The 20,634-nt window shown below is 45.4% G+C and carries 15 protein-coding genes; 6 read left to right on the forward strand and 9 right to left on the reverse strand.

The window, feature by feature from the left end:
- Window positions 1-168: 168 nt before the first annotated feature.
- Window positions 169-708, reverse strand: a complete 540-nt coding sequence (locus tag QUA07_RS22220) for a GIY-YIG nuclease family protein (RefSeq protein WP_333329312.1) — start codon at window positions 706-708, stop codon at window positions 169-171.
- 59 nt (window positions 709-767) lie between these two features.
- Window positions 768-1,094 carry a hypothetical protein gene (locus QUA07_RS22225; protein WP_333329315.1) on the reverse strand — a complete coding sequence of 109 codons (327 nt, stop codon included), beginning with the start codon at window positions 1,092-1,094 and terminating at the stop codon, window positions 768-770.
- A 375-nt stretch (window positions 1,095-1,469) separates the two neighbouring features.
- Here QUA07_RS22225 and QUA07_RS22230 point away from each other — a divergent pair, with 375 nt between their 5' ends.
- Window positions 1,470-2,270, forward strand: a complete 801-nt coding sequence (locus QUA07_RS22230; protein ID WP_333329318.1) for a hypothetical protein — start codon at window positions 1,470-1,472, stop codon at window positions 2,268-2,270.
- Between the two features lie 93 nt (window positions 2,271-2,363).
- Here QUA07_RS22230 and QUA07_RS22235 read toward each other — a convergent pair whose 3' ends face one another.
- On the reverse strand, window positions 2,364-3,227 hold the full coding sequence (locus QUA07_RS22235) for a sulfite exporter TauE/SafE family protein (RefSeq protein WP_333329321.1): 864 nt from the start codon (window positions 3,225-3,227) through the stop codon (window positions 2,364-2,366).
- Between the two features lie 52 nt (window positions 3,228-3,279).
- Window positions 3,280-4,122, reverse strand: a complete 843-nt coding sequence (locus QUA07_RS22240; protein ID WP_333329424.1) for a pentapeptide repeat-containing protein — start codon at window positions 4,120-4,122, stop codon at window positions 3,280-3,282.
- A gap of 419 nt (window positions 4,123-4,541) precedes the next feature.
- On the opposite strand from QUA07_RS22240, the gene ilvD reads away from it, so the two are divergent.
- Window positions 4,542-6,227: a dihydroxy-acid dehydratase gene (gene ilvD / locus QUA07_RS22245; protein WP_333329324.1), complete on the forward strand. Its 1,686-nt coding sequence runs from the start codon at window positions 4,542-4,544 to the stop codon at window positions 6,225-6,227.
- Between the two features lie 116 nt (window positions 6,228-6,343).
- On the opposite strand, the gene QUA07_RS22250 is transcribed toward ilvD, so the two are convergent.
- Together QUA07_RS22250 and QUA07_RS22255 are read right to left on the reverse strand one after the other, a co-directional pair.
- On the reverse strand, window positions 6,344-6,874 hold the full coding sequence (locus tag QUA07_RS22250) for a hypothetical protein (protein WP_333329327.1): 531 nt from the start codon (window positions 6,872-6,874) through the stop codon (window positions 6,344-6,346).
- 267 nt (window positions 6,875-7,141) lie between these two features.
- Window positions 7,142-9,070 carry an ATP-binding protein gene (locus QUA07_RS22255; RefSeq protein ID WP_333329330.1) on the reverse strand — a complete coding sequence of 643 codons (1,929 nt, stop codon included), beginning with the start codon at window positions 9,068-9,070 and terminating at the stop codon, window positions 7,142-7,144.
- A 629-nt stretch (window positions 9,071-9,699) separates the two neighbouring features.
- On the opposite strand from QUA07_RS22255, the gene QUA07_RS22260 reads away from it, so the two are divergent.
- Window positions 9,700-11,343, forward strand: coding sequence for a GTP-binding protein (locus tag QUA07_RS22260; protein ID WP_333329333.1), 1,644 nt, complete (start codon window positions 9,700-9,702; stop codon window positions 11,341-11,343).
- A gap of 81 nt (window positions 11,344-11,424) precedes the next feature.
- Here QUA07_RS22260 and QUA07_RS22265 read toward each other — a convergent pair whose 3' ends face one another.
- Window positions 11,425-12,558: an adenylate/guanylate cyclase domain-containing protein gene (locus QUA07_RS22265; RefSeq protein WP_333329336.1), complete on the reverse strand. Its 1,134-nt coding sequence runs from the start codon at window positions 12,556-12,558 to the stop codon at window positions 11,425-11,427.
- Between the two features lie 631 nt (window positions 12,559-13,189).
- Here QUA07_RS22265 and QUA07_RS22270 point away from each other — a divergent pair.
- The gene (locus tag QUA07_RS22270; protein WP_333083222.1) at window positions 13,190-14,119 is read left to right on the forward strand and encodes a phosphoribulokinase; all 930 of its coding nucleotides are present in this window, start codon (window positions 13,190-13,192) and stop codon (window positions 14,117-14,119) included.
- Window positions 14,120-14,194: 75 nt separating this feature from the next.
- Here QUA07_RS22270 and QUA07_RS22275 read toward each other — a convergent pair whose 3' ends face one another.
- Window positions 14,195-14,383 (reverse strand): hypothetical protein, encoded by a 189-nt coding sequence (locus tag QUA07_RS22275; protein ID WP_333083223.1) that lies wholly within the window; start codon window positions 14,381-14,383, stop codon window positions 14,195-14,197.
- A gap of 110 nt (window positions 14,384-14,493) precedes the next feature.
- Between QUA07_RS22275 and QUA07_RS22280 the strand changes: the two genes are divergently transcribed.
- The gene (locus QUA07_RS22280; protein WP_333329340.1) at window positions 14,494-15,474 is read left to right on the forward strand and encodes an ABC transporter ATP-binding protein; all 981 of its coding nucleotides are present in this window, start codon (window positions 14,494-14,496) and stop codon (window positions 15,472-15,474) included.
- A gap of 94 nt (window positions 15,475-15,568) precedes the next feature.
- Here the strand turns inward: QUA07_RS22280 and QUA07_RS22285 are convergent, their stop codons facing one another.
- Window positions 15,569-17,065: an NB-ARC domain-containing protein gene (locus QUA07_RS22285; RefSeq protein ID WP_333329427.1), complete on the reverse strand. Its 1,497-nt coding sequence runs from the start codon at window positions 17,063-17,065 to the stop codon at window positions 15,569-15,571.
- Window positions 17,066-17,561: 496 nt separating this feature from the next.
- Here QUA07_RS22285 and QUA07_RS22290 point away from each other — a divergent pair, with 496 nt between their 5' ends.
- Window positions 17,562-20,531: a hypothetical protein gene (locus QUA07_RS22290; protein ID WP_333329343.1), complete on the forward strand. Its 2,970-nt coding sequence runs from the start codon at window positions 17,562-17,564 to the stop codon at window positions 20,529-20,531.
- Window positions 20,532-20,634: the final 103 nt, after the last annotated feature.

Here is a 20,634-nt window from a genome sequence, read left to right on the forward strand (position 1 = left end):
CTCAATCGAATAAGGTTTCATTTTTTTAGCTTATATACTAAATAAACTGTATCATATATACATGGAATCTGCTGTAAGTTCGCAGTAAGGAGTTTAGCCCTGAAAGAGAGGACTAAACTCCTTACTACAAACAGGTGCGTAATAAGGACTAAAGTCCTGAGTGTGTATTTACTTTAAATCCAGCAATCCGCTAGTTTTCAGCTTAGGATTAAACCGGATTTCTTCAGTTACGCCCCGATCTTTCAGCAGCGCGAAAATTTCATTTTCCACCCGCCGCGCGACATTTTTCAACAATTTATCTTTGGCAATTTCATCGGCGAATATACCTTCATAATTTGCCGTTTCTTGGGCAGTCATTACAGTTTTGGTGTCGATGGGATCGTTCCACTTGGCAGCATCGGCACCGTTACCCTGGGGTTGGGAACCGTTTTCGGCAATCCAACTTTCTCTAATGCTTTCTAGAATTGTGCGGCTGGGCTTGTCAATAGTTTGAACTTTCAGCCAGTAGCAATATTGGGTCTGGCGTACCAAATGCTGTTTGAGGCTGAGGTAAATGTCGCGAGAATAGCCGACAAATTGCAGGACTTTCTCGCTGTCAAAAATCGCGTAAACGCCGATTTTTCCCTGGACAAAATCGGGCAATTTCCCCTCAGAGTCTATGTATGGAATGAATTCTAAGCTGGCGAGAGATTGAATGTCTTCTGTCATCCGATTTTAGATTTTAGATTTTAGATCTAAGATTAAACCACAGATTAACCAGCCTTTACTTAACTCTTGAACACTCGATAAATTGCACAGAGGCGGCTGGGTTTAAATATTTTGGCTTGGAACATGAAATTAGGGGGGACGTTGACGATCGCAAAATCGCTCGATTCATGATACTTTTCAAATTCAGCAGGCATTCCCTTCGGCGTCTCGCTGCTGTAAGGGACTGGCTGAAAAAGTAACTCGGCAAACTCAATGCGCGAGCATTGCAATTGTAGCGCTATTTGTTTGACAAAGCTTTCACCGGTTAATAAACCGAACAGTGCAGTTTTAGCCTCTGGTTCGAGGACAAAACTGCTATCGTAGCTTTCAATAATCTTAAGACCCATTTTCTGTATACTCCTGACAGATGGCGGTTAACGGTTATTGGTTAACTGTTTTGAGCGATCGACTTAATCCTGAATTTTACCTGAGACTGAGCGTTTTAAACGCAGAACGTATTCGGCAGGAGGTCAATCGATTTTAGATTTTAGATTTTAGATTAAAGGATTGAAGCATTGACCCCACGGATAAATTCTGGGGGCAAGTTTCATCGGATACAGGTTTTTTATTTCTGGACGGATGAATCCGGCGGCTTGTATCCTGGATGCTTTCGGTCAATGAAAATACCACAATCAGGAAATTTTGACAAATAGGCCTGATTTATTTGCCGATCGCTTTTATCATGTCGGTATCGCCATCTATCCGACTACGACTAAAAGGCTATGCAGAAGATTGAAAAAGCATCATTCCCAGCTTCCAGAAGTGCCCCGAACCAGCCGGACTGGCTAGAATTGGTAGAATACGCCTCTGTTGCTGGTTCCGCTATTGGCACGATTGCTGCAGGATTGTCGGGCCAAATTGTCTACGCTGCCGCCCCTTTAACCGCAGCACTCTCGATAAATCTCGCCAATCGCCAGCGTTTCGAGCAACAAATGCAACAAAAGGCAAATTCTGCGATTACGGACGTACAGGCCGCAGTAGAACGTCGCTCGCAGCAAGTTCAGATACTACCTGGAGAACCTGCGGAACTCTACACCGCCGTCTCCGACTTGCGGCAGAAACTCCAGGGCTTGGAATCCGGCGTCATCGCCGAGGTACAAGCTGCTGTAGCCTCCCTCGAACGCCAAGCCCAAGCGCTTCCGGCCGACTCTCAGGAACTCTACACCACCCTGTCCGATTTGCAGCAAAAACTCCGCATTTTGGAAAATAGCGCCCTCAGAGAGCATGATTGGGAAAATGTCAACGTCCGATTTTTATTGATGGGCGAACAGTTAACTGAAGTTAAAACTATTACGGCTCAGTTACAGGAGCGATCGAACGAAGTAGACTTGGATACAATCCAAGGTTCTCTCCAGCAATTGCAGGACTTGCTCGATCGACCCACAATAGACACAGGGATGCTGCAAACCGAGATTCAGCATTTGCAGCAGCAAGTGTCCGAGTTGCAGAGGCAAAATCAAGAAATTGTCAAGCCTTATTTGCAGCGTCTGACTCGCGCCGTGAAGAAACTATCAGCAAATTAGTCTTACTTATTCGTTTTTCCTAGGGTGCAGCGCGGGCATCTTCCCGCATTCTTTCGTAGGGTGCGCCGGGCCGCGCACCTTACCAATTACCAATTACCCGTTACTAAATTTTTGCCAAGCTTGCCAGAAAACATAAATCGATAACACTGCCAAGAGCGATCGAAAAGCTAAACTAACAATACGATCGGGCAATCTCGGCAAAAACCGCGTGCTCACCTGCGCGCCCAACAAACCGCCGCCGCCAAGAATTAACCCCACAACCCACAAAACATTCCCGCGCGCCGCGTGTCCCGCCGTCGCCGAAATTGCCGTGATGACGATGACGCCCAAGCTGGTTTGAATTGCAGTTTTAATGCTTTCTCCTAACAGCAAAATTTGCAGGGGAACCATAATTACGCCGCCGCCTACGCCGAACAAACCCGCTAATAAACCCGCCGCACTGCCGGTAGCAATTTTAGCAAAAGTTGGATGGAATATAATATTTGAATTATTGGGTAATTCGTGATTGGTAATTGGTAATTGAGCATTTTCTCCTTGTCCCGCTTGTCCTCCCAGTTCCCCTTGGTCTAGTTCCGCTTTCTTCTTAGCTGTCAGGCGCTTGCGAACTTCAATCAAATAAATATTCAGCCACAGCAACAACCCAAAAGTAAGTAACAGCAAGTAAGGCGGAAATATCCCCGCCAAATAAGCACCGATTTGTGCTGTGATGACGGCTGGAAATCCGATACCTGCGACTTGGCTCAAGCTGAGGTAGCCCATGCGCCAATTCTGGATGCTGCCAGAAATAGCTGTAATGACGATCGACAAACCGCTAGTAGCAACCGCTTCCACCGGAGCGTAATTGAGAGCCACCAACAAAGGCACGAGCACCGTACCGCCACCGATACCCAAAAATCCAGCTAGAATTCCGGCAAAAATTCCCGCCGCACCCAACATCAATAATTCACTGATAGTCATTAGTCATTAGTCATTAGTCAGTAGTCATTAGTCAACAGTTAACAGTCAAATTTTAAGAATCATTAGTCGTGCCGTCGGGCATAATTGCCCGCCTCAAATCTGCATCGCGAAAGTTAGTTCGATTGAGATTAGCATCAATCAAAACCGCTTCCACCAAAATAGCCCCGCTAAAATTAGACCAGCACAGCTTTGCCCGGTACAAATTAGCACCGCTCAAATTAGCTCTTGCCAGCGTTGACCAACTCACATTAGCAACTCTCAAATTAGCATTGCTCAGATTAGCTTCGGTGAGATTAGCTCCAACCATAGTTACTTGGCGCAAGTCTGCACCAGTCAGGTTTGCCCCGCTCACCATCGCCCCGCTGAGAATTGCCTGAGTCAGATTAGCTCTTTCTAAAAGCGACTCGCTGAGGATGGCATTTGTCAGGTTTACCGCTTTGAGAGTTGACCAACTCAAATTTGCCTTCATCAAATTAATGCGAATCATGCTAGCGTCGGTTAAGTTGGCCGCAAACAAATTCGCTTCGGTAAAGTTGGCTTCGGTCAAATTAGCTTCGGTCAAATTAGCCTTGGTCATGTTGACTTCTCTCGCCATTGAGCCGCGCAGGTTTGCTCCCATCAGGTTAGCCCCGCTGAGATTGGCGCGGCTCAAATCGGTACCGATGAGATTTGCTTCGCTGAGGTTGGCTTCCGTAAAGTCCACCCCTGCCAATTTCACCTCGCGCAAGTTCGCTCCCGTCAGGTTAGCGCCTTTGAGGTTTGCGTCTTGGAAATTCGCTCTGGTAAAGTTAGCCTCGCTGAGGTTTACCCCTTTTAAGTCGGCCCCAGCGAGGTTAATTTCTCGAAAATTTCTTTCTCCGGCCGCATATTGCCTCAGAATTCGATCGGCCTCCATGTCATTCGCCTCGCAATTTTTTTTAAACGTTAGAGTGATGGGTGTTACCACATCATCCCAGATAAACACGGTATTCACCCTGCACGCTGTAGTATCTGTAGAATTTTTGCATTGCTTTCGGGGCACTGCGGTGCTATTCGCTCCTAAAGGGCCTGACAAAGATCAAAGCTTCTGAGAAAATCAACAATAGGGTAAAACTCTCGGCGCTCGCCACTGAGTCAGTCGATTTTAGATTTTAGATTTTAGATTTGCTCCACAGATTCATCTGGGAGCCGGAACTTTGGTCTAAAATTATGGGCTCACCACGACGATTATCGGAAACTTGTATTCGTTTTTGGGCGAGCTGGCAGTTGACAACTGACAACTGTCAACTGTCAACTGTCAACTGTCAACAGACAACAGAGAAAGGAAATTTTAAAATGCCTGAAAATTTGAGAAGCCAAGCGGTGACTGGGGGCGTGCAGCGCGCGCCCAACCGAGCAATGCTGCGGGCAGTCGGTTTTGGTGACGGCGATTTCACTAAGCCGATTGTGGGGATTGCCAACGGGTACAGCACGATTACGCCCTGCAATATGGGATTGAACGACCTCGCTTTGCGGGCTATTGCGGCTGCAAAAGAAGCTGGGGCGATGCCACAGATGTTCGGTACGATTACTATCAGCGACGGAATCTCGATGGGAACTGAAGGGATGAAATATTCTCTGGTGTCGAGAGATGTGATTGCTGATTCCATCGAAACTGTTTGCAACGGCCAAAGTATGGACGGTGTGCTAGCTGTCGGCGGCTGCGATAAAAATATGCCGGGGGCGATGATTGCGATCGCCCGCATGAACATTCCTGCTATTTTTGTTTACGGCGGTACGATCAAACCAGGACACCACAACGGAAAAGATTTAACCGTTGTCAGCGCTTTTGAAGCAGTCGGTCAATTCAGCGCGGGCAAAATTGACGAAACAGAACTCAATGCAGTGGAACAACAAGCTTGTCCGGGTGCGGGTTCCTGTGGCGGAATGTTCACAGCAAATACGATGTCTAGCGCTTTTGAAGCGATGGGCATGAGTTTGCCTTATTCTTCGACAATGGCTGCTGAGGATGCCGAAAAAGCTGACAGCGCTGCCGAATCTGCAAAAGTTCTGGTGGAAGCTGTCCGCAAACAGTTGTTACCGAGCCAAATTTTGACGCGCAAGGCTTTTGAAAATGCGATCGCGGTAATCATGGCAGTCGGCGGTTCAACCAATGCTGTGCTGCATTTATTGGCCATTTCCAATGCGATCGGAGTGGAGTTGTCCCTCGACGATTTTGAAACTATTAGAGCGAAAGTGCCCGTGCTGTGCGACCTCAAACCCAGCGGCAAATATGTAGCAACCGATTTGCACAAAGCCGGCGGCATTCCTCAAGTAATGAAAATGCTGCTAGAAAAGGGTTTACTGCACGGAGACGCGCTGACAATTACCGGTCAAACTGTTGCCGAAGTGTTAGCAGATATTCCAGCCAAACCCCGCACCGACCAAGATGTCATCCGCCCTTGGAACAACCCGATGTACGCCCAAGGACATTTAGCAATTCTCAGGGGAAATCTGGCAACAGAAGGAGCCGTTGCTAAAATTACTGGCGTTAAGAAACCGCAAATTACCGGCCCGGCGCGGGTATTTGAATCTGAAGAAAATTGTTTGGATGCAATTTTAGCCGGCAAAATTCAAGCCGGAGATGTGATTATCATCCGCTACGAAGGGCCCAAAGGCGGACCGGGAATGCGCGAAATGTTAGCACCAACTTCGGCAATTATTGGCGCCGGTTTGGGCGATTCTGTAGGGTTAATTACTGACGGCCGCTTCTCTGGCGGAACTTACGGCATGGTGGTCGGTCACGTTGCACCAGAAGCGCAAGTTGGCGGGACAATTGCTCTGGTAAAAGAGGGTGATTCGATTACAATTGATGCTAACAATCGCTTGTTGCAGCTCAATGTTTCTGATGCAGAATTGGAGCAGCGGCGCGCTCTTTGGCAGCCTCCTAAACCTCGCTATACTAGGGGCGTTTTGGCTAAATACGCTAAGTTGGTTTCTTCTAGCAGTATTGGTGCTGTGACTGATTTGGGTTTGGGTTAAAGTAGGAGTTTTTGTAATCGCAGATGAAGGCAGATCAACGCTTCGGAACGCAGATAAAATCCTATCTGCGTTCATCTGTGTCCATCCGCTGATATCTGCGGTTACAAAATCCCAAATTAAGGGCGCTGATTCAAAAAGCGGCCTGCCATCGACATGGCGTCAGTAATATCTACGTCGCCGTCTCCATCTGCATCTAAAAACGTATTTAAAACGGGATTTCCGCCCTGGGCTGGATTTTGGGCGTTACCGCCGGTTTGTAGCAAATTCAGTATGAGCGGCACCAAAACAGGTATCATCGCCTGCACTGTGGCGTTATTTAAACCGGTTCTGTGGGCGATATCGTTCACTATCTGCGTCAGTTGGCCTGCGCCGAACAAACTCTGTACCGCTTGCGGATTGGGATTTGTGCCGCTAAATTGGTTGACAAGTTGTTGAGCTTGTGCGTCTCCTGACTGCGATCGCACGTCTTGCAATGCCGATCGCACGTATCCGCCCAAAACCGACATCGCCAACTGAGTCGTACCCGCATTGACGCCCTGGTTGCCACTCAACTGCTCTACCGCACCGAGAATGTTGCCCAACTGATTCGGGCTTGCTTGTTGGTTGGGATTGTCGATCGCGCTCAAAATTTGGTCAAATAGTCCCATAATTTTCGCTCCGTACAGTTGTTTCTCAACTTTAAATTATAGCAACTCCTGTTTTTCAAGATTACTGCAAATAGTTGTGATTTGGGTATTGTCACTCATTTAATGGGGTAGCGACAGCCAGTTATTAAGCAATCTCATACCATTTTAGATTTTAGATTTTAGATTTTAGATTTTAGATTTTAGATGGGTAATGAATTCTGACATCAGATTGCGGAGCGTGCTTGCAGTTGCATTCTTTTTTGAAACAGGGATTAAAACGAATAATTTTTAAGTTTTTACAGTTCCTCTCTTTTCGGACTTGGTTGGCGCGTTCCCGTTGCCGATGGAATTTGATTCCCGATCAATTGGAGGTTGTAAGAGCGTATTTTGCCTTAAATTCTCATGCTTAATCGGCAGGGCGATCGAAAATTCCGTCCCCGTTCCCACCTCCGACCAAAAGTTAATTGTCCCCCCATGTTTTTTAACGATAATTTCGCGACCGATTGCCAATCCCAAACCAGTACCTACACCTCTCGGTTTAGTCGTAAAGAATGTTTCAAACATTTTTTCTTGGCTCTCTGGTGCTATTCCCGTACCGTTATCAGAAATTCGCACTACCACTGAGTCGTCGTCCAAGTATTCTGTAGCAATCACAATCCTCGGCGAAAAACTCGGTGCTTCCTGGAGTGACTCCGAAGCCGATTGTTTTTTCGCCTCGACTGAGCTGGACTTCTCACTTTTTGCTTTCTCTTCCACAGCATCTAGTGCATTGTTGAGAAGGTTCACAAATACCTGGTAAAGCAAACCCATATAGCCTTCCACAGTCGGAATATTCCCGTAATTTCGCACCACTTCAATGCCCTGTTTGATGCGGCTGTTGAGAATCAGCAAACTGCTGTCTATGCAGGCGTGCAAATCGACGGGATGAGGGGCCGCCTCGTCGAGGCGAGAAAAATCTTTCAAACTTAAGATAATAGCTTTTGCTCTTTCCGCCCCTAGTTGCATCGAGTCAAATATTTTGCTCAAATCTTCTTTGAGAAAATCGATGTCTATTTCTTCGCCTTTCGTGATAACTGCGGCCGGGGGGTTGGGAATTTCTGTTTCGTAAGTTTTGAGCAAGTCTAAAATATCTTCAACATAATTTCTGCCAGGAGCGATATTGGCATAGATAAAATTGATTGGGTTGTTAACTTCGTGAGCAACACCGGCTAACATCCGCCCCAAAGTTGCCATTTTCTCATTTTGAAGTATCTGGCTTTCTTGTTCAGATTTCAATTCTTCTAGCAACTGATTTACTTTCTGAATGAGTTGATTCAGCGAAGCTGCTAATACTCCTACTTCATCGGTGCTGGTAACTGGTACTTGCAACTGAAAATTAGATTCTTTAGTCACTCGCTGAGCGATTTTAGTTACAGCGGCGAGGGGTTTGGCGATCGCCCGACTGGTGAAGCCCGCCAGCACTGCTGCAACGATGATCGACAGTGCCATGCTACCCAAAATTATTTGCACCCGCAGCGTCTGGGCTCGCAGCAGATCCTCCCGCCCTGCATCTTCTTGCTCTTGGGCGCGATCGATAATTTCTGCTATATCATTGACCGCCCTATCTAGTTCCAACCCTATTTTATCTCGATCTAAATTCGACAGCAACTTACGTTTTACAAGTTGTTTGGCGGGGTTATTTGGCAATACAATGATTTTTTTATTAACTGTTTCTATTCGAGCAAGATAATTAGACAATAGCGAATCGCAAGTTTTTTTAAATTTTTCTATGCCTTCTATGTCTTCCATGTATTTAGAGTTCTTGACTTCAGATAATAACACCTTCAAATTGTAAATATTGTTTTGTAGTTGTTCGTATTTGTTGTCAAAAATTTTGGGCTGTTCTAGCCCGTAAATAAGCCATTCTTGGCTATTTTTAGTTCGCAGTAAAGCCACCTGTAACTTATTTAAAAGCTGAGTTTCTCGATCGATGTGTACTTGATTGTTAGTTCTGCGATAGTAATGAGTGCCCACCAACATCCCGATAGTCGTTCCTCCAATCGCAACACAAAGAGCTAGTGCGTACCCACTGCTGATTTTGTCGCGAATACTGAGGTTGCCCAAGGAATGGGCTATGTGAGCGAAATAATTGGGCTTGAGTGGCTGGCTCTCTTTGATGTGATGCTCGCAAGAGGTAGAGAGTTCTTGTGAAGGCTGATTTAGATGTTTGAGCTGCATAGATGCTAACCTGTGAATAATTCACGCACTGACAATTCAGTCTAACTTAACTCGCGGCTAATTTGAGAGTACCGCATTGATATTTTATGTGATAATTTTTGTAAATTAGGATGCTCTTACGTTGCCTAAGAAACCCGGTTTTTCATTTCCGCTTTTGGAGCTTCCAGGAGGCACTTACCTTAAGAAATAGGGTTTCTGGATACTTCATGCGATATTTTATTCTTAATAAAAAAGTATGGCTCGACTCGCGATCGAATAAATCACCGAATAAATAAGTAGGTAAATGCAAATAAACCAGCCTGCAGTTGCGGCGGGCGATAAACTGTAGGTGAGTTATCGTGCAAGCTACAATTGCAGCAAGAGCGCGATCGCACTCCATCTGCACCCGCTACCACTAAAACCCCGCAAACCGCGCCCGCAGTCGGACAGAATCGCGATTTGCGGACTCGCGCAGTACGATCCTCTTCGTTGGCGTAGCCCCCGTAGGCGCGGGCTTTCCTTCGGATCGCTTCGCTAACGGTAACGGGCGCTTCGCCATTTTAGATTTTAGATTTTAGATTTGCAATGACTGATGACTATCGGCGTAATGTAAAAATCAAAGCATAACCCTTTTATTTGCCACTCCCCTCATGCCTTTGCCGCGCCTATTAACCTTAATTGCTGCTTTCTGCCTCGCCCTGGGGCTGATTATTGGGCTGGTGAGTTCCTTAACAGGGCTTTACAGTCAAGTTGCGTGGTCTGCCTCTCCGCTGCTGGCTAATTTGCTGATTTTCCTGATAATTGTACTTTTGGGAACGCTAATTTTTGCGCTGGTTTACTATTTTAGGTTGCTGCAACGCCCTCAGAAAGTTAAGGGAAAACGGCCGATTACTCCGAAGATTCCTGTTGTGAAAAGTGAAGCAGCTTCGGAAAATCTCAAAGCAATTCGGCAACAAGTCGATCGCATTCAAGATGAAGTAGCGCGGCAAGCTTTGCTGTTGAGAGCTCGCGAAATTGAAGCTAGCATGGCTCGCGGCAGCGTTCGAGTAGTTGTTTTCGGCACCGGTTCTGCGGGCAAAACTTCGGCTGTGAATGCGTTGGTGGGGCGGATGGCGGGACAGGTGGGCGCGCCGATGGGAACTACCGAAGTTGGGGAAACTTACACTCTGAAATTGAAAGGAATCGATCGAGAATTAGCAATTACTGATACCCCAGGTATCTTGGAAGCGGGAGTTGCGGGGACTTACAGAGAAGAATTGGCGAGGCAGTTGGCGGCAAGGGCAGATTTGATCTTATTTGTTTTGGACGGCGATTTGCGAAAATCAGAGTACGAACCGCTGCGGACTTTGGCGGAAATTGGCAAAAGGTCGATCGTGGTTTTTAATAAAGTTGACCTTTATCCCGACACCGACAGAGATGAAATTCTCGATCGACTGCGGCAGCGAGTCAAAGGTTTTGTATCAGCAATGGATGTAGTCGCCATTAGCGCCAATCCGCAAAAAGTTGTACTAGAAGACGGCACAATTTTTCAGCCAGACCCCGATATTATGCCATTAATTCGGCGCGTCGCTGCGATTTTGCGAGCCGAAGGCGAAGACTTAATTGCGGACAATATTTTGCTGCAATCTCAGCACTTGGGAGACCAAGCGCGCAAGTTAATTGATGCTCAAAGAAGGCGGCAAGCTGATAAGGCAGTAGAGCGATTTCAGTGGATTGGAGCCGGAGTAATTGCTGTCACGCCTTTGCCTGTTGTGGATTTGTTAGCGACAGCAGCAGTTAACGCTCAAATGGTAGTAGAAATTGCCAAGATTTACGGCTGCGAATTAAATATCGACCGCGCCAAAGAATTGGCATTGTCTCTAGCAAAAACCCTAGCAAGTTTGGGAATAGTTGAAGGCGTAATTCAAGTAGTATCAAGGGCGCTGCAATTAAGCCTAGCCGGGTTTGTACTTGGCAAAGCAATTCAAGCAGTCAGCGCCGCTTATTTAACCAGAATTGCCGGTAAAAGTTTTATTGAATATTTCCGTCATGACCAAGATTGGGGCGATGGTGGCATCACCGAAGTTGTGCAAAGGCAGTTTCAGTTAAATCGGAAAGACGAGTTTGTCAAAGCATTTGTCAAAGATGCGATCGCCCGCGTTGTCGAACCTCTGAACATCTATCAGCAGGAATCGGAACCCGAATTAGAAATGTCAGCCGAATTGGAACCAGAAGTAGAACAAGAACCTTTGTATCCGCGGCCCCAATACGACGATTGGGAAACACACAGCAACAAGCGAAAGGATGAGTGGTAATTGACAACTGACAACTGACAACTGTCAACTGTCAACTGACAACTGTCAACTGTCAACTGACAACTGACAACTGTCAACTGACTAATTTCGCCCCACCAACAAATAAGCCATCATTTCTCCTTTACCTTTAATCTCAACAACACCGCGCCTTTTAAACAAAAATTTATCTTTCAAACACTCGTAAACCGCAGCAGTCACCTGAATTTCCCCCGGAATACCGCTTGATTCCATCCGCTGAGCAACATTTACTGTATCGCCCCACAAATCGTAACTAAATTTAGTTAAACCAATGACTCCCGCCACCACCCCACCAATATTTATCCCAATGCGGAGACTAAAGTTGTGATTGTTTTCGACATTGAAGCTAGCGACAGCAGCTTGCATATCCAGTGCCATTTGGGCGATCGCAAAAGGGTGATTTTCCTGCGGTTCTGGCAAACCACCCACTACCATGTAAGCGTCACCCATAGTTTTGATTTTCTCCAAACCGTGCCGTAACGACAACTCGTCAAATTGACTAAAAATTCGATTGAGAACTTGCACCGTTTCTGCAGCACTTCTTTGAGATGCAAAATTCGTAAATCCCACCAAATCGGCGAATAAAACGCTGACATCCGAAAAGCTGTCAGCAATTATGCTTTGTCTCTCCTGCAAGCGCTTTGCAATCGGTTTTGGCAAAATATTTAATAGCAATTCTTCAATTTCTTCTTTCTGAGACTGGGTTGTTTCCAACAGCAACCGCGTTTCCATTTCTGCCTGTTCCCGATAGGCGATTTCCTGCTGCAACATCAGATTTTTATCCCTCAGTTGCAACTCTAGTTCCCGCAGCCGCAATTGATTTTCTACCCTAGCTACCACTTCTACGGTTTGAAAAGGTTTAGTAATGTAGTCCGCCCCGCCAGCCTTAAAGGCTTTCACCTTCTCAGAAGCTTCTACCACAGCAGTCAGAAAAATAATGGGAATGCCACGAGTGCTAGCGGTAGCTTTCAAGCGACTGCAAACTTCATAGCCATCCATATCGGGCATCATAATATCGAGCAAAATCAAGTCAGGCTGAGCCAAATCCACAGCATCGAGTGCCTGTTGACCGCTAGATGCAGCTTCTACTTTATAGCCTTTCCTGGATAAGATCAGCTCCATTAACAATAAATTGTTAAGACTGTCGTCCACAATTAAAATACTGCCCCTTAATTTTTCTGAAGATGGTTGATTCATGGGCTTGCTACGGGCTTAGTTAAACTTAAAATTTGTTTAAATTTATAAATTACGCACAGGTGCGTCCAAACCTATTGTTTTTTCACGGAAAGACGCATTGCCGAAGGCAAGCAAGAGGAAAAAAAACAGGTTTGTGAGGGCATGATTGCCTCCTCAACTCAAATTTATTATACTAATTTGTCAAAACAGCGAAAGCTGGGGCTAAAATTTCATATTGCGGATAAATTCGATCAGCCTCAGCATCGATTGATTGACTGGCAAATTGATTCACTACTTGCTGGCAAGTTTTGAAACCAAAAATATCCCACGAACCCCACCGCTGCAATTTGCACTACAAAAGACAAAGGAGACTACCCGGACACTTTGCAGGGGGAATTTTCCCGAAATTTTGACGCGGAGCTGGATTCAAAAGTAGGATCGAGCTCCTGGGCGGTTGAGAAATGGGCGTGATTTTTTAATCAGATGTTCCCGGAGTCTCCCGTGCCACATTATATTAAGAAATATAACAATATTTTTACACATTGGGGAGACTCCGGGGGATCAAGTCAAACCGAGCGATCGGATCGAACACAACTTTGATAAGATTTAAGATTGACAACAAAATTTGCTATTGTGCGTCCGGGTAAAAACAATGAGCGATCGACCAATTATTCTCGGTATTGTCGGAGACAGCGCAGCGGGCAAAACCACCCTGACGCGGGGAATTGCCCAAGTATTGGGGCCAGAAAATGTCACTGTGATTTGCACTGACGACTATCATCGCTACGACAGAAAGCAGCGGGCCGAAATCGGAATCACAGCATTGCATCCCGACTGCAATTACCTCGACATCATGCAGCAGCACCTCAGTCTGCTGCGTACCGGACAAGCAATTCTCAAACCCATCTACAACCACACCACAGGTACATTCGACCCACCGGAATACATCAAGCCCAGCAAATTTGTCATAGTTGAAGGTTTGCTCGGTTACGCAACCCGAACAATCCGCGATTCTTACGACGTAAAAGTGTATCTTGCTCCTCCCGAAGAGTTGCGAACTCAGTGGAAAGTTAAGCGCGATATTATGAAGCGCGGTTATACTGAAGAACAGGTGCTTGCAGAAATAAAAAAACGGGAACCGGACTCTGAAGACTTCATTCGTCCTCAGCGCAAATCGGCCGACGTTGTAGTTAGTTTTTACCCGCCAGAAGCGGATAATGAATCAAATTTGAGCGTCCGTTTAGTGCTCAGACCGACAATTCCTCACCCTGATTTTACTGAGATTTTAGGTCGAGGCAGCGAGAGTTTTAAACCTGCAATTCGCTTGGGACTCGATCGGGATATGGGCAAACCAGTTGACGTTTTGGAAGTAGACTCGCACGCTACCAGCGAGCAAGTAAACGAACTGGAAATGATGTTGTGTAGCGAGTTGCCACACCTGCGAGGATTTTGCTCCGCCCAAGGCAACCCGGAAATTGGCAAACTTATCGGCACAACTGGCGAAGTTTTGCAAAGTTACCCGCTAGCTTTGACGCAGTTGCTAGTTGCATATCACATGATGAAAGCAATTCATGTGTATTAGTTAGTTGTTAGCTGGCAGTTGTTGGTTGTTAGTTGTTAGTTATTATTGCAATGATTAATAACCAATAACCAATAACTAATGTACTCGGAAAGTCAGATTAGCATTAGCTAATTGCTGAATTGGCATGGAGACTGGCAACTGACTTTGAGGTGCGGGCAGCATTTCGCCTCGGAAGTCGAGGAGGGTGACGAGCAGCAGGTAGGCCACTGCTAAAATTATAGAAATCACCCCAGTGATAATAGCAATAATTTTTGAACGATCCATATTCCGAATATTTTCAGTACAGCTAATATTAGCTTAACATTAAAAAGAGCGATTATTACTGAACTTATGCCATAGAATATAATCAGGTGCTACTTATTTCGCTTACGAAAATGGAACCTCTTATAGACGCGCCAAATCACACCGAGATGCACGGAGCTACCCCTGTGGTGGAAACATTTAATCTGGGGAAGTTCTACCGTACCGGCTTCTGGATGAATGAAAAAATTGAATCGCTCAAAAATTGCACTCTGACTGTCTCTGAGGGGGAAACTTTCGGGTTGTTAGGGCAAAATGGAGCGGGGAAAACTACGCTGCTGAAAACTTTGCTGGGTATAGTGCGCCCCACTTCTGGGCGGGCGCTGCTGTTGGGGAGGCCTTTGGGCGATCGCGCTGTGAAGCAGCGAGTCGGCTATTTGCCAGAAAATCCCTATTTTTACGATTATCTCACGGGCTGGGAATTCTTGCAATTTGCGGCTGGCTTGTTTGAAATTCCCCCCTCGATTCAGCGGCAGCGAATTCCGAATTTGCTAGACTTAGTTGGGCTATCTCAATCGGCAGCAATTAAAAAACAGTTGCGCCAGTATTCTAAGGGAATGCTGCAACGGATCGGCATGGCTCAAGCTTTGATTAACAATCCAGATGTGGTATTTTTGGATGAGCCGATGTCTGGTTTAGATCCGATGGGACGCTATCAGATGCGGGAGATAATTTTATCGCTGAAAAATCAAGGAAAAACAATTTTTTTTAATTCGCATATATTGTCTGATGTGGAGAAGATTTGCGATCGAGTGGCAATTTTGGCGAAGGGTGAGTTAATCTGCATTGGTGCGATCGACGAAATTCTCGGTAATACTGAAACTTACCGGGTTGAAGGTAGGGGCGGCCACTTGAATATCCTGAAAAAATGGATACCGGATATGGAAGTTGATAATGATTTGTGGTACGGTCATTTGCAGGGCGATCCGAAGGAGTTTCTTTCTAGTCTGAGCGGTACGGGAGGGCAGCTAATTGGGATGAATTTGGCTAAGCCTACTTTGGAAGAGTTTTTTATGCAGCAACTGCAAGAAAGAGGGATTTATTCTAGTGGTTGAAGTCCCTAAAATCGGCGGCTGAAACCGCGTCTACACAAACAAAGTCCGCCTTCGCGGACTATGGAAACGGGCAAGATGCCCGTTCCACAAGAGTTTAATTTTCTTGTGGGGTGGGCATCTTGCCCGCCCCTGAAAGGCTAATGTTTTTAACCTCTGTTAACAACGGCAACTCTATATTTCCACACACCAACTCTGCACAATTCCACTGTCGCAAATACTCACAAACTTCAGAAATAATCGCATTTGCTGCATCTAAATCTCCTGCTTGAGAAGCATGATAGTGCGCTCTGATTAGGGGCTTAATATCCTCGATTTCTTGCCATTCCGATTCCGGTTTGATCGGAATGCTGATATAATAGTTATAGGCTTCGCTGTGGGCGGTACGGAGATTTTCAGCGTTTTGATTTAGCAGGTACTCGCCCTTTTCTCGAACTAGCGGATGCAACTGATAGGATTTGAGGTGGTGATCGTAATATAGCAATTGTCGGCGTTTGAGTCCCTGAATAATATTTTCTTGGAGTTCATACTTGCTAACTTCTGGCATTTGAGCGCTAATTCCCGCAAAAGATAGGGGATATTCTGAGGTTTGATAGACAGAAATTCGGCTGAGACAAGTTTGCTCGCCGTCGCCCAGACGTGCTATCATTTCATCGATCGCTCTTTCAATATCTCGAATCAGCAACCAGTCTCTCGGGTGCAGAAAAATCCCGACATTTCCCTGAAACTCGGTATCGTCTCGAATCAAGGCTGCGACGAGTTGTAAGGCTTTGGGATGTCCAGAATAGCGATCGCCCATTTCGGCTAATTCTTCTGGGTTTGCAGTCAGATTAAAAGATTGCAACAGGGAAATTGCGCTATCTCGATCCAATCCGTTTAGCTGGATTTCGCGGGTGACTGTTGACGGCAATTCGGCTAAGCTTTCGCGACTGGTGAAAATAATTTTGCTTTGATGTTCTGTTTCTAATAGTTGTTTGAATAACCAAGCATATTCTGCACAATCCTCTGCGAAATAACCAGCCGCTTTTGCCTCTCCAGCTTTCAAAAGTGTGTCGGCGCGATCGAAAACGAGCAAGCAAGGTTTTTCTCTGAGGATTTTGAGCAGATTTTCGGTTTTTTTGAAAGAGTCATCTTGAGCAGTGACGGCTGCGGTAATGTCGCCGTTGGAGAGGGTGAATAGCAGCGAGTCAATTGTGCGATCGCAGGGGGGTGCTTTGTCTGTTGCCGATTGCAAGGATTGCCAAGCGGCGCAGGTGAAGGGGGTTTTTTCTGTGTGGAGTTGGCGAATTAGTTGGCTGATGAGGGTGGTTTTGCCGATTCCCGGTAATCCGACAATTGAGATGGCGGTGATGTCTGAGTTAATAATAGTAGTTTTTAAGATGTCGATTTCTTTGGTGCGCTGTACCCAATTTCTGACGGGGGGTAAGTTGTCGGGGAGGGGGAAAGTGCGATCGTTTTGGTTGTCTTGGGGGATATCTGCGATCGCGGCGGCTAAAAGTAATTCTGTTTGTTTGATATCATTGCGCTCGATAATATCTTCCCAGTTATTGATTCCTACAGCTTTGCAAATATCGATAAATGTTTCGCGTCGAATTCGGTTTTACGCCCAAAACCTCCTTAAAGTGGCTTTTGAAGTTAGAGCGGCTTTACACCAGGTATCCTCACTTTTATTCCATCCGAGATTTCGTCTTACCATGTCAATGATTTTTAGCCCTTCTTCGGATGCTCTGAGCAAGCCTGCCATTGCTACTCCTCTACGGAAACTCTGCCTTAGTAAATAATGTTACATGATTGGGTGAGCCAAATGAGCCTTTTATGTTGAGCCAAATTGTGAGCCGTTTAGCCGATAAAGATTCAGGATTTTGGAGTATTGTGAAATGATGTGTTTGGCTGTCAGCTACGTTTGACGGTGCATCTGGCGGGCGATCGGGGATACGGCCGATCAGCTGTTGGGAGCGATGTAAAGTTTTATTACAAGAATAGGGCGAACTGCATAAAAAGCAGATGAAGGCCCTGATAGATATCTAGGAAGGCTTGCTAGGCGGGCTTTGCTGGTTTTGAGGTAACTATATTTTTGAGGAGATGGGATTATGACGAATATTAGCTTAGGGCAATTCATTGATGAGAGTTTGAGTAGCACTGATACTAATAACCCCAAAAGATTGGGTAACTTCTCCGATGACTATACCTTGACAGGGGTTTCCAATTGGCAGCAAGTTCAAGTTAACCTCGGCGCAACAGCTTTTGACGCTTACCTACAATTGGTAAATGCTTCAACAGGTGAAGTAATTGCCGAGAATAATAACTATATTCTCGGTAGTAAGAATTCACAGTTAAAATTTACAGTAGTTCCTGGTGTCAATTACGCGATCAGAGCTACTAGCTTGAATGCGAACGAGACAGGAGACTATACCATCATAACTAACTCGTTAGGAACTGCATCATCCCTAGTTGTTACGGTAAACGGACGAGCAGGAACAGTTGATCCATTAGGAAGATTTGTGCCGATAGGAACTTTTGCCGATCCAGAAACTAAATTACGATCTTTTAATGATATTGCTTTCTCTAATGACAATAAAATTTTGAGTATTAAGCAAGATTCAGTTGGTAGCCAGTTATACAGCCTCGATCCAGGCTCAGGCTCATCCTCATTAATTGGTAATTTGCCTTCTGACGCGACGATGACCTCTCTGGAATTTTCGCCCGATCGCACACTTTACGGAGCTAGTGACTCTCCAGGATTATACACCATTAACCCTCAGACTGGAGTTGCATCATCAATCACCAACTTCAACACCTTTTTTGGGCCTGCAACTACACCTACAGACCTAGTATTTGATCCTGTTAATAACCGATTTTTGTTTGCTGAATTAGGCGTTTTGTTCTCTGTGTCCTTAACAGGTGAATCCACTCTGATTGGTGAGACTGGATTTGGTGATTTGAGGGGATTGTCCTTTGAGGGAAGCACTCTTGTTGGTTTCACACTCGATGAGCGTATCATTATCAATCCCACAACTGGAAAAGGGACTTTCGATAAAAAAATTACAGGTCTTGAGTATAGAGAAGATCTTACAGATATTAAGTTTGCAGATATTAACATTGATGATTACATTCTTGGTGCAGGGTCTATCCCATCTGCGACTCTAACTCCAACTCCCCCGACACCAACTCCCCCAACACCAACTCCTCCAACACCAACTCCTCCAACACCAACTCCTCCAACACCAACTCCTCCAACACCAACTCCCCCAACTCCAACTCCCCCAACTCCAACTCCCCCGACGGTTGTAACTCCACCTCCGACACCTCCGACGGTTGTAACTCCAACTCCGACACCCCCGACGGTTGTAACTCCCTTTCAGGAAAAGCTACCAAACACAGTCACGGCTGATTTTGTTGACTCAGACACGGATAAGATTTTAAAAAATGGTATAAAAAATTTAATTGCTATCAATGATACCGCCCCCTTGGCTGTTCAATTGGGTTCAGATTTATCTGGCTTCAATACAAGTATTCGCGAACTTGACAAGCTCGATGATTTTAAATATGGATTCTGGCAGGAAGGAATTAAGGATGACCCAGAAAAAAAGACACGAAAAGTAGAGATTAGGCAACTTAGCGAATCACCTAAACCAGAAAATACTTGGGTACTGATTCATGGATGGAATGATACATCTGACAGGTTTCCAGATTTAGAAACAGCACTTAAAGATGCAAAACCTAACGATCGAGTTTTGTTACTAGACTGGAGTGATGCTTCTAGCAATGGTGGATTGCCAAAGGACAATGGAAACTCTACATATGCTACCGCTCGCTTAGGCAACTACTTTGCAGCTAAGTGGGCAAGCCCTGTTGCTGAATGGGCCGTTAAAAAGCTAGAACAAGAGTATGGAATTGATGGTAAAGCAGCTCGTGAAAATCTAAAAATAGTAGGCCATAGCCTTGGCTCACTCGTCAGTAGTGAAATGGGAAGGATTTATACATTAGGCACTAATAGAAAAGGTGAAAGTGTTATACCCAATGCAACTGGAATTAACACGATAATAGCGCTCGATCCTCCTTCACAATTGAATATAGATGTGTATTCAGGTTACACAGCAAGCTACGATTTAGATGGAAGAACAGCAAAAGTAGACCGCCCAGAATTCTTCCAGGATATCGCCCGTAATTCCCTAGCCTTTGTTGGTGCGAAAAGTCTTGGAGGAAATCAACGCCTTGCTGCGGGATCACTAAATTCGTTCCAAATGGATTTTGGTAATATCATAGATTCTGGTGAAGAGCATTTTGCAGTTATTAAAACATTTACGGAGTTAATCAAGGAAAAAGGCGAAATAGGAAACCGCATCCTCAACAGCCAAACCTTTAACGCAAGGCAGAATACCTTAATTTATAATTCTGAAGATGCAAAGAATGGATTGGCACATGAAGGGGTTCTTTCTGTTAAAAAACCTAACGAGCCAATTCAACTTAAAGTCAGGAATGCAAAAACGTCAGGTGAAAATGACTTTATATCTTACGAAACGCCTAAAAATGACTACGTGATTGGTGAATTCAGTAACGATTATATTCTAGCGGACGCAGGAAACGATGCCATTTACAGCACTACAGGAAACGATACCCTTTACGGTGATCAAGGGAACGATACCATCTATGCAGGAAAAGATAATGATATCCTTTTTGGTGGTGAAGGTAACGACTTCCTTTCAGGTGATAGGGGCGATGACACTCTGATTGGTGGCAAAAATAAAGATACGCTGACAGGCGGTTTTGGGAGCGACACCTTTGTATTTTCACGAGGCGATACTGCTTCTAGCATAGGTGATGCTGATATCATTACCGATTTTGGAAATAGCTTTATTGGCTTTGGTGGTGTTGATAAGATTGGGTTAGCAGGTGAATTGAAAGCCAATATGATTGATTTGGAGTCATTTAACAACGGTGGCGCGCGGACTGCACTGAAGGTTAAGGGAACTAATGAATATCTGGCTGTGCTGAATGGCACTTTCAGTATGGCTGATTTGAAGCTTCAGGAAAACTTCGTGATTCCAACAATTTCTTGAATAATCAGATACCTCACCTGTTAGACATTCCAAAAGCTTAATCGCCCTTTCCCTCATCCGCGTCCATCCGCGTGCATCTGCTGTTCAAAAGTGCGATCGCCCT

Source organism: Microcoleus sp. T3_A4, from assembly GCF_036700465.1.
Classification (GTDB): domain Bacteria; phylum Cyanobacteriota; class Cyanobacteriia; order Cyanobacteriales; family Microcoleaceae; genus Microcoleus.

What these genes read in the sequence shown, in the direction of transcription:
- QUA07_RS22220 (WP_333329312.1), bottom strand. Translation starts at nt 708, where the DNA reads ATGACAGAAGACATTCAATCTCTCGCCAGCTTAGAATTCATTCCATAC.
- QUA07_RS22225 (WP_333329315.1), bottom strand. Translation starts at nt 1,094, where the DNA reads ATGGGTCTTAAGATTATTGAAAGCTACGATAGCAGTTTTGTCCTCGAA.
- QUA07_RS22230 (WP_333329318.1), top strand. Translation starts at nt 1,470, where the DNA reads ATGCAGAAGATTGAAAAAGCATCATTCCCAGCTTCCAGAAGTGCCCCG.
- QUA07_RS22235 (WP_333329321.1), bottom strand. Translation starts at nt 3,227, where the DNA reads ATGACTATCAGTGAATTATTGATGTTGGGTGCGGCGGGAATTTTTGCC.
- QUA07_RS22240 (WP_333329424.1), bottom strand. Translation starts at nt 4,122, where the DNA reads ATGGAGGCCGATCGAATTCTGAGGCAATATGCGGCCGGAGAAAGAAAT.
- ilvD (WP_333329324.1), top strand. Translation starts at nt 4,542, where the DNA reads ATGCCTGAAAATTTGAGAAGCCAAGCGGTGACTGGGGGCGTGCAGCGC.
- QUA07_RS22250 (WP_333329327.1), bottom strand. Translation starts at nt 6,874, where the DNA reads ATGGGACTATTTGACCAAATTTTGAGCGCGATCGACAATCCCAACCAA.
- QUA07_RS22255 (WP_333329330.1), bottom strand. Translation starts at nt 9,070, where the DNA reads ATGCAGCTCAAACATCTAAATCAGCCTTCACAAGAACTCTCTACCTCT.
- QUA07_RS22260 (WP_333329333.1), top strand. Translation starts at nt 9,700, where the DNA reads ATGCCTTTGCCGCGCCTATTAACCTTAATTGCTGCTTTCTGCCTCGCC.
- QUA07_RS22265 (WP_333329336.1), bottom strand. Translation starts at nt 12,558, where the DNA reads ATGAATCAACCATCTTCAGAAAAATTAAGGGGCAGTATTTTAATTGTG.
- QUA07_RS22270 (WP_333083222.1), top strand. Translation starts at nt 13,190, where the DNA reads ATGAGCGATCGACCAATTATTCTCGGTATTGTCGGAGACAGCGCAGCG.
- QUA07_RS22275 (WP_333083223.1), bottom strand. Translation starts at nt 14,383, where the DNA reads ATGGATCGTTCAAAAATTATTGCTATTATCACTGGGGTGATTTCTATA.
- QUA07_RS22280 (WP_333329340.1), top strand. Translation starts at nt 14,494, where the DNA reads ATGGAACCTCTTATAGACGCGCCAAATCACACCGAGATGCACGGAGCT.
- QUA07_RS22290 (WP_333329343.1), top strand. Translation starts at nt 17,562, where the DNA reads ATGACGAATATTAGCTTAGGGCAATTCATTGATGAGAGTTTGAGTAGC.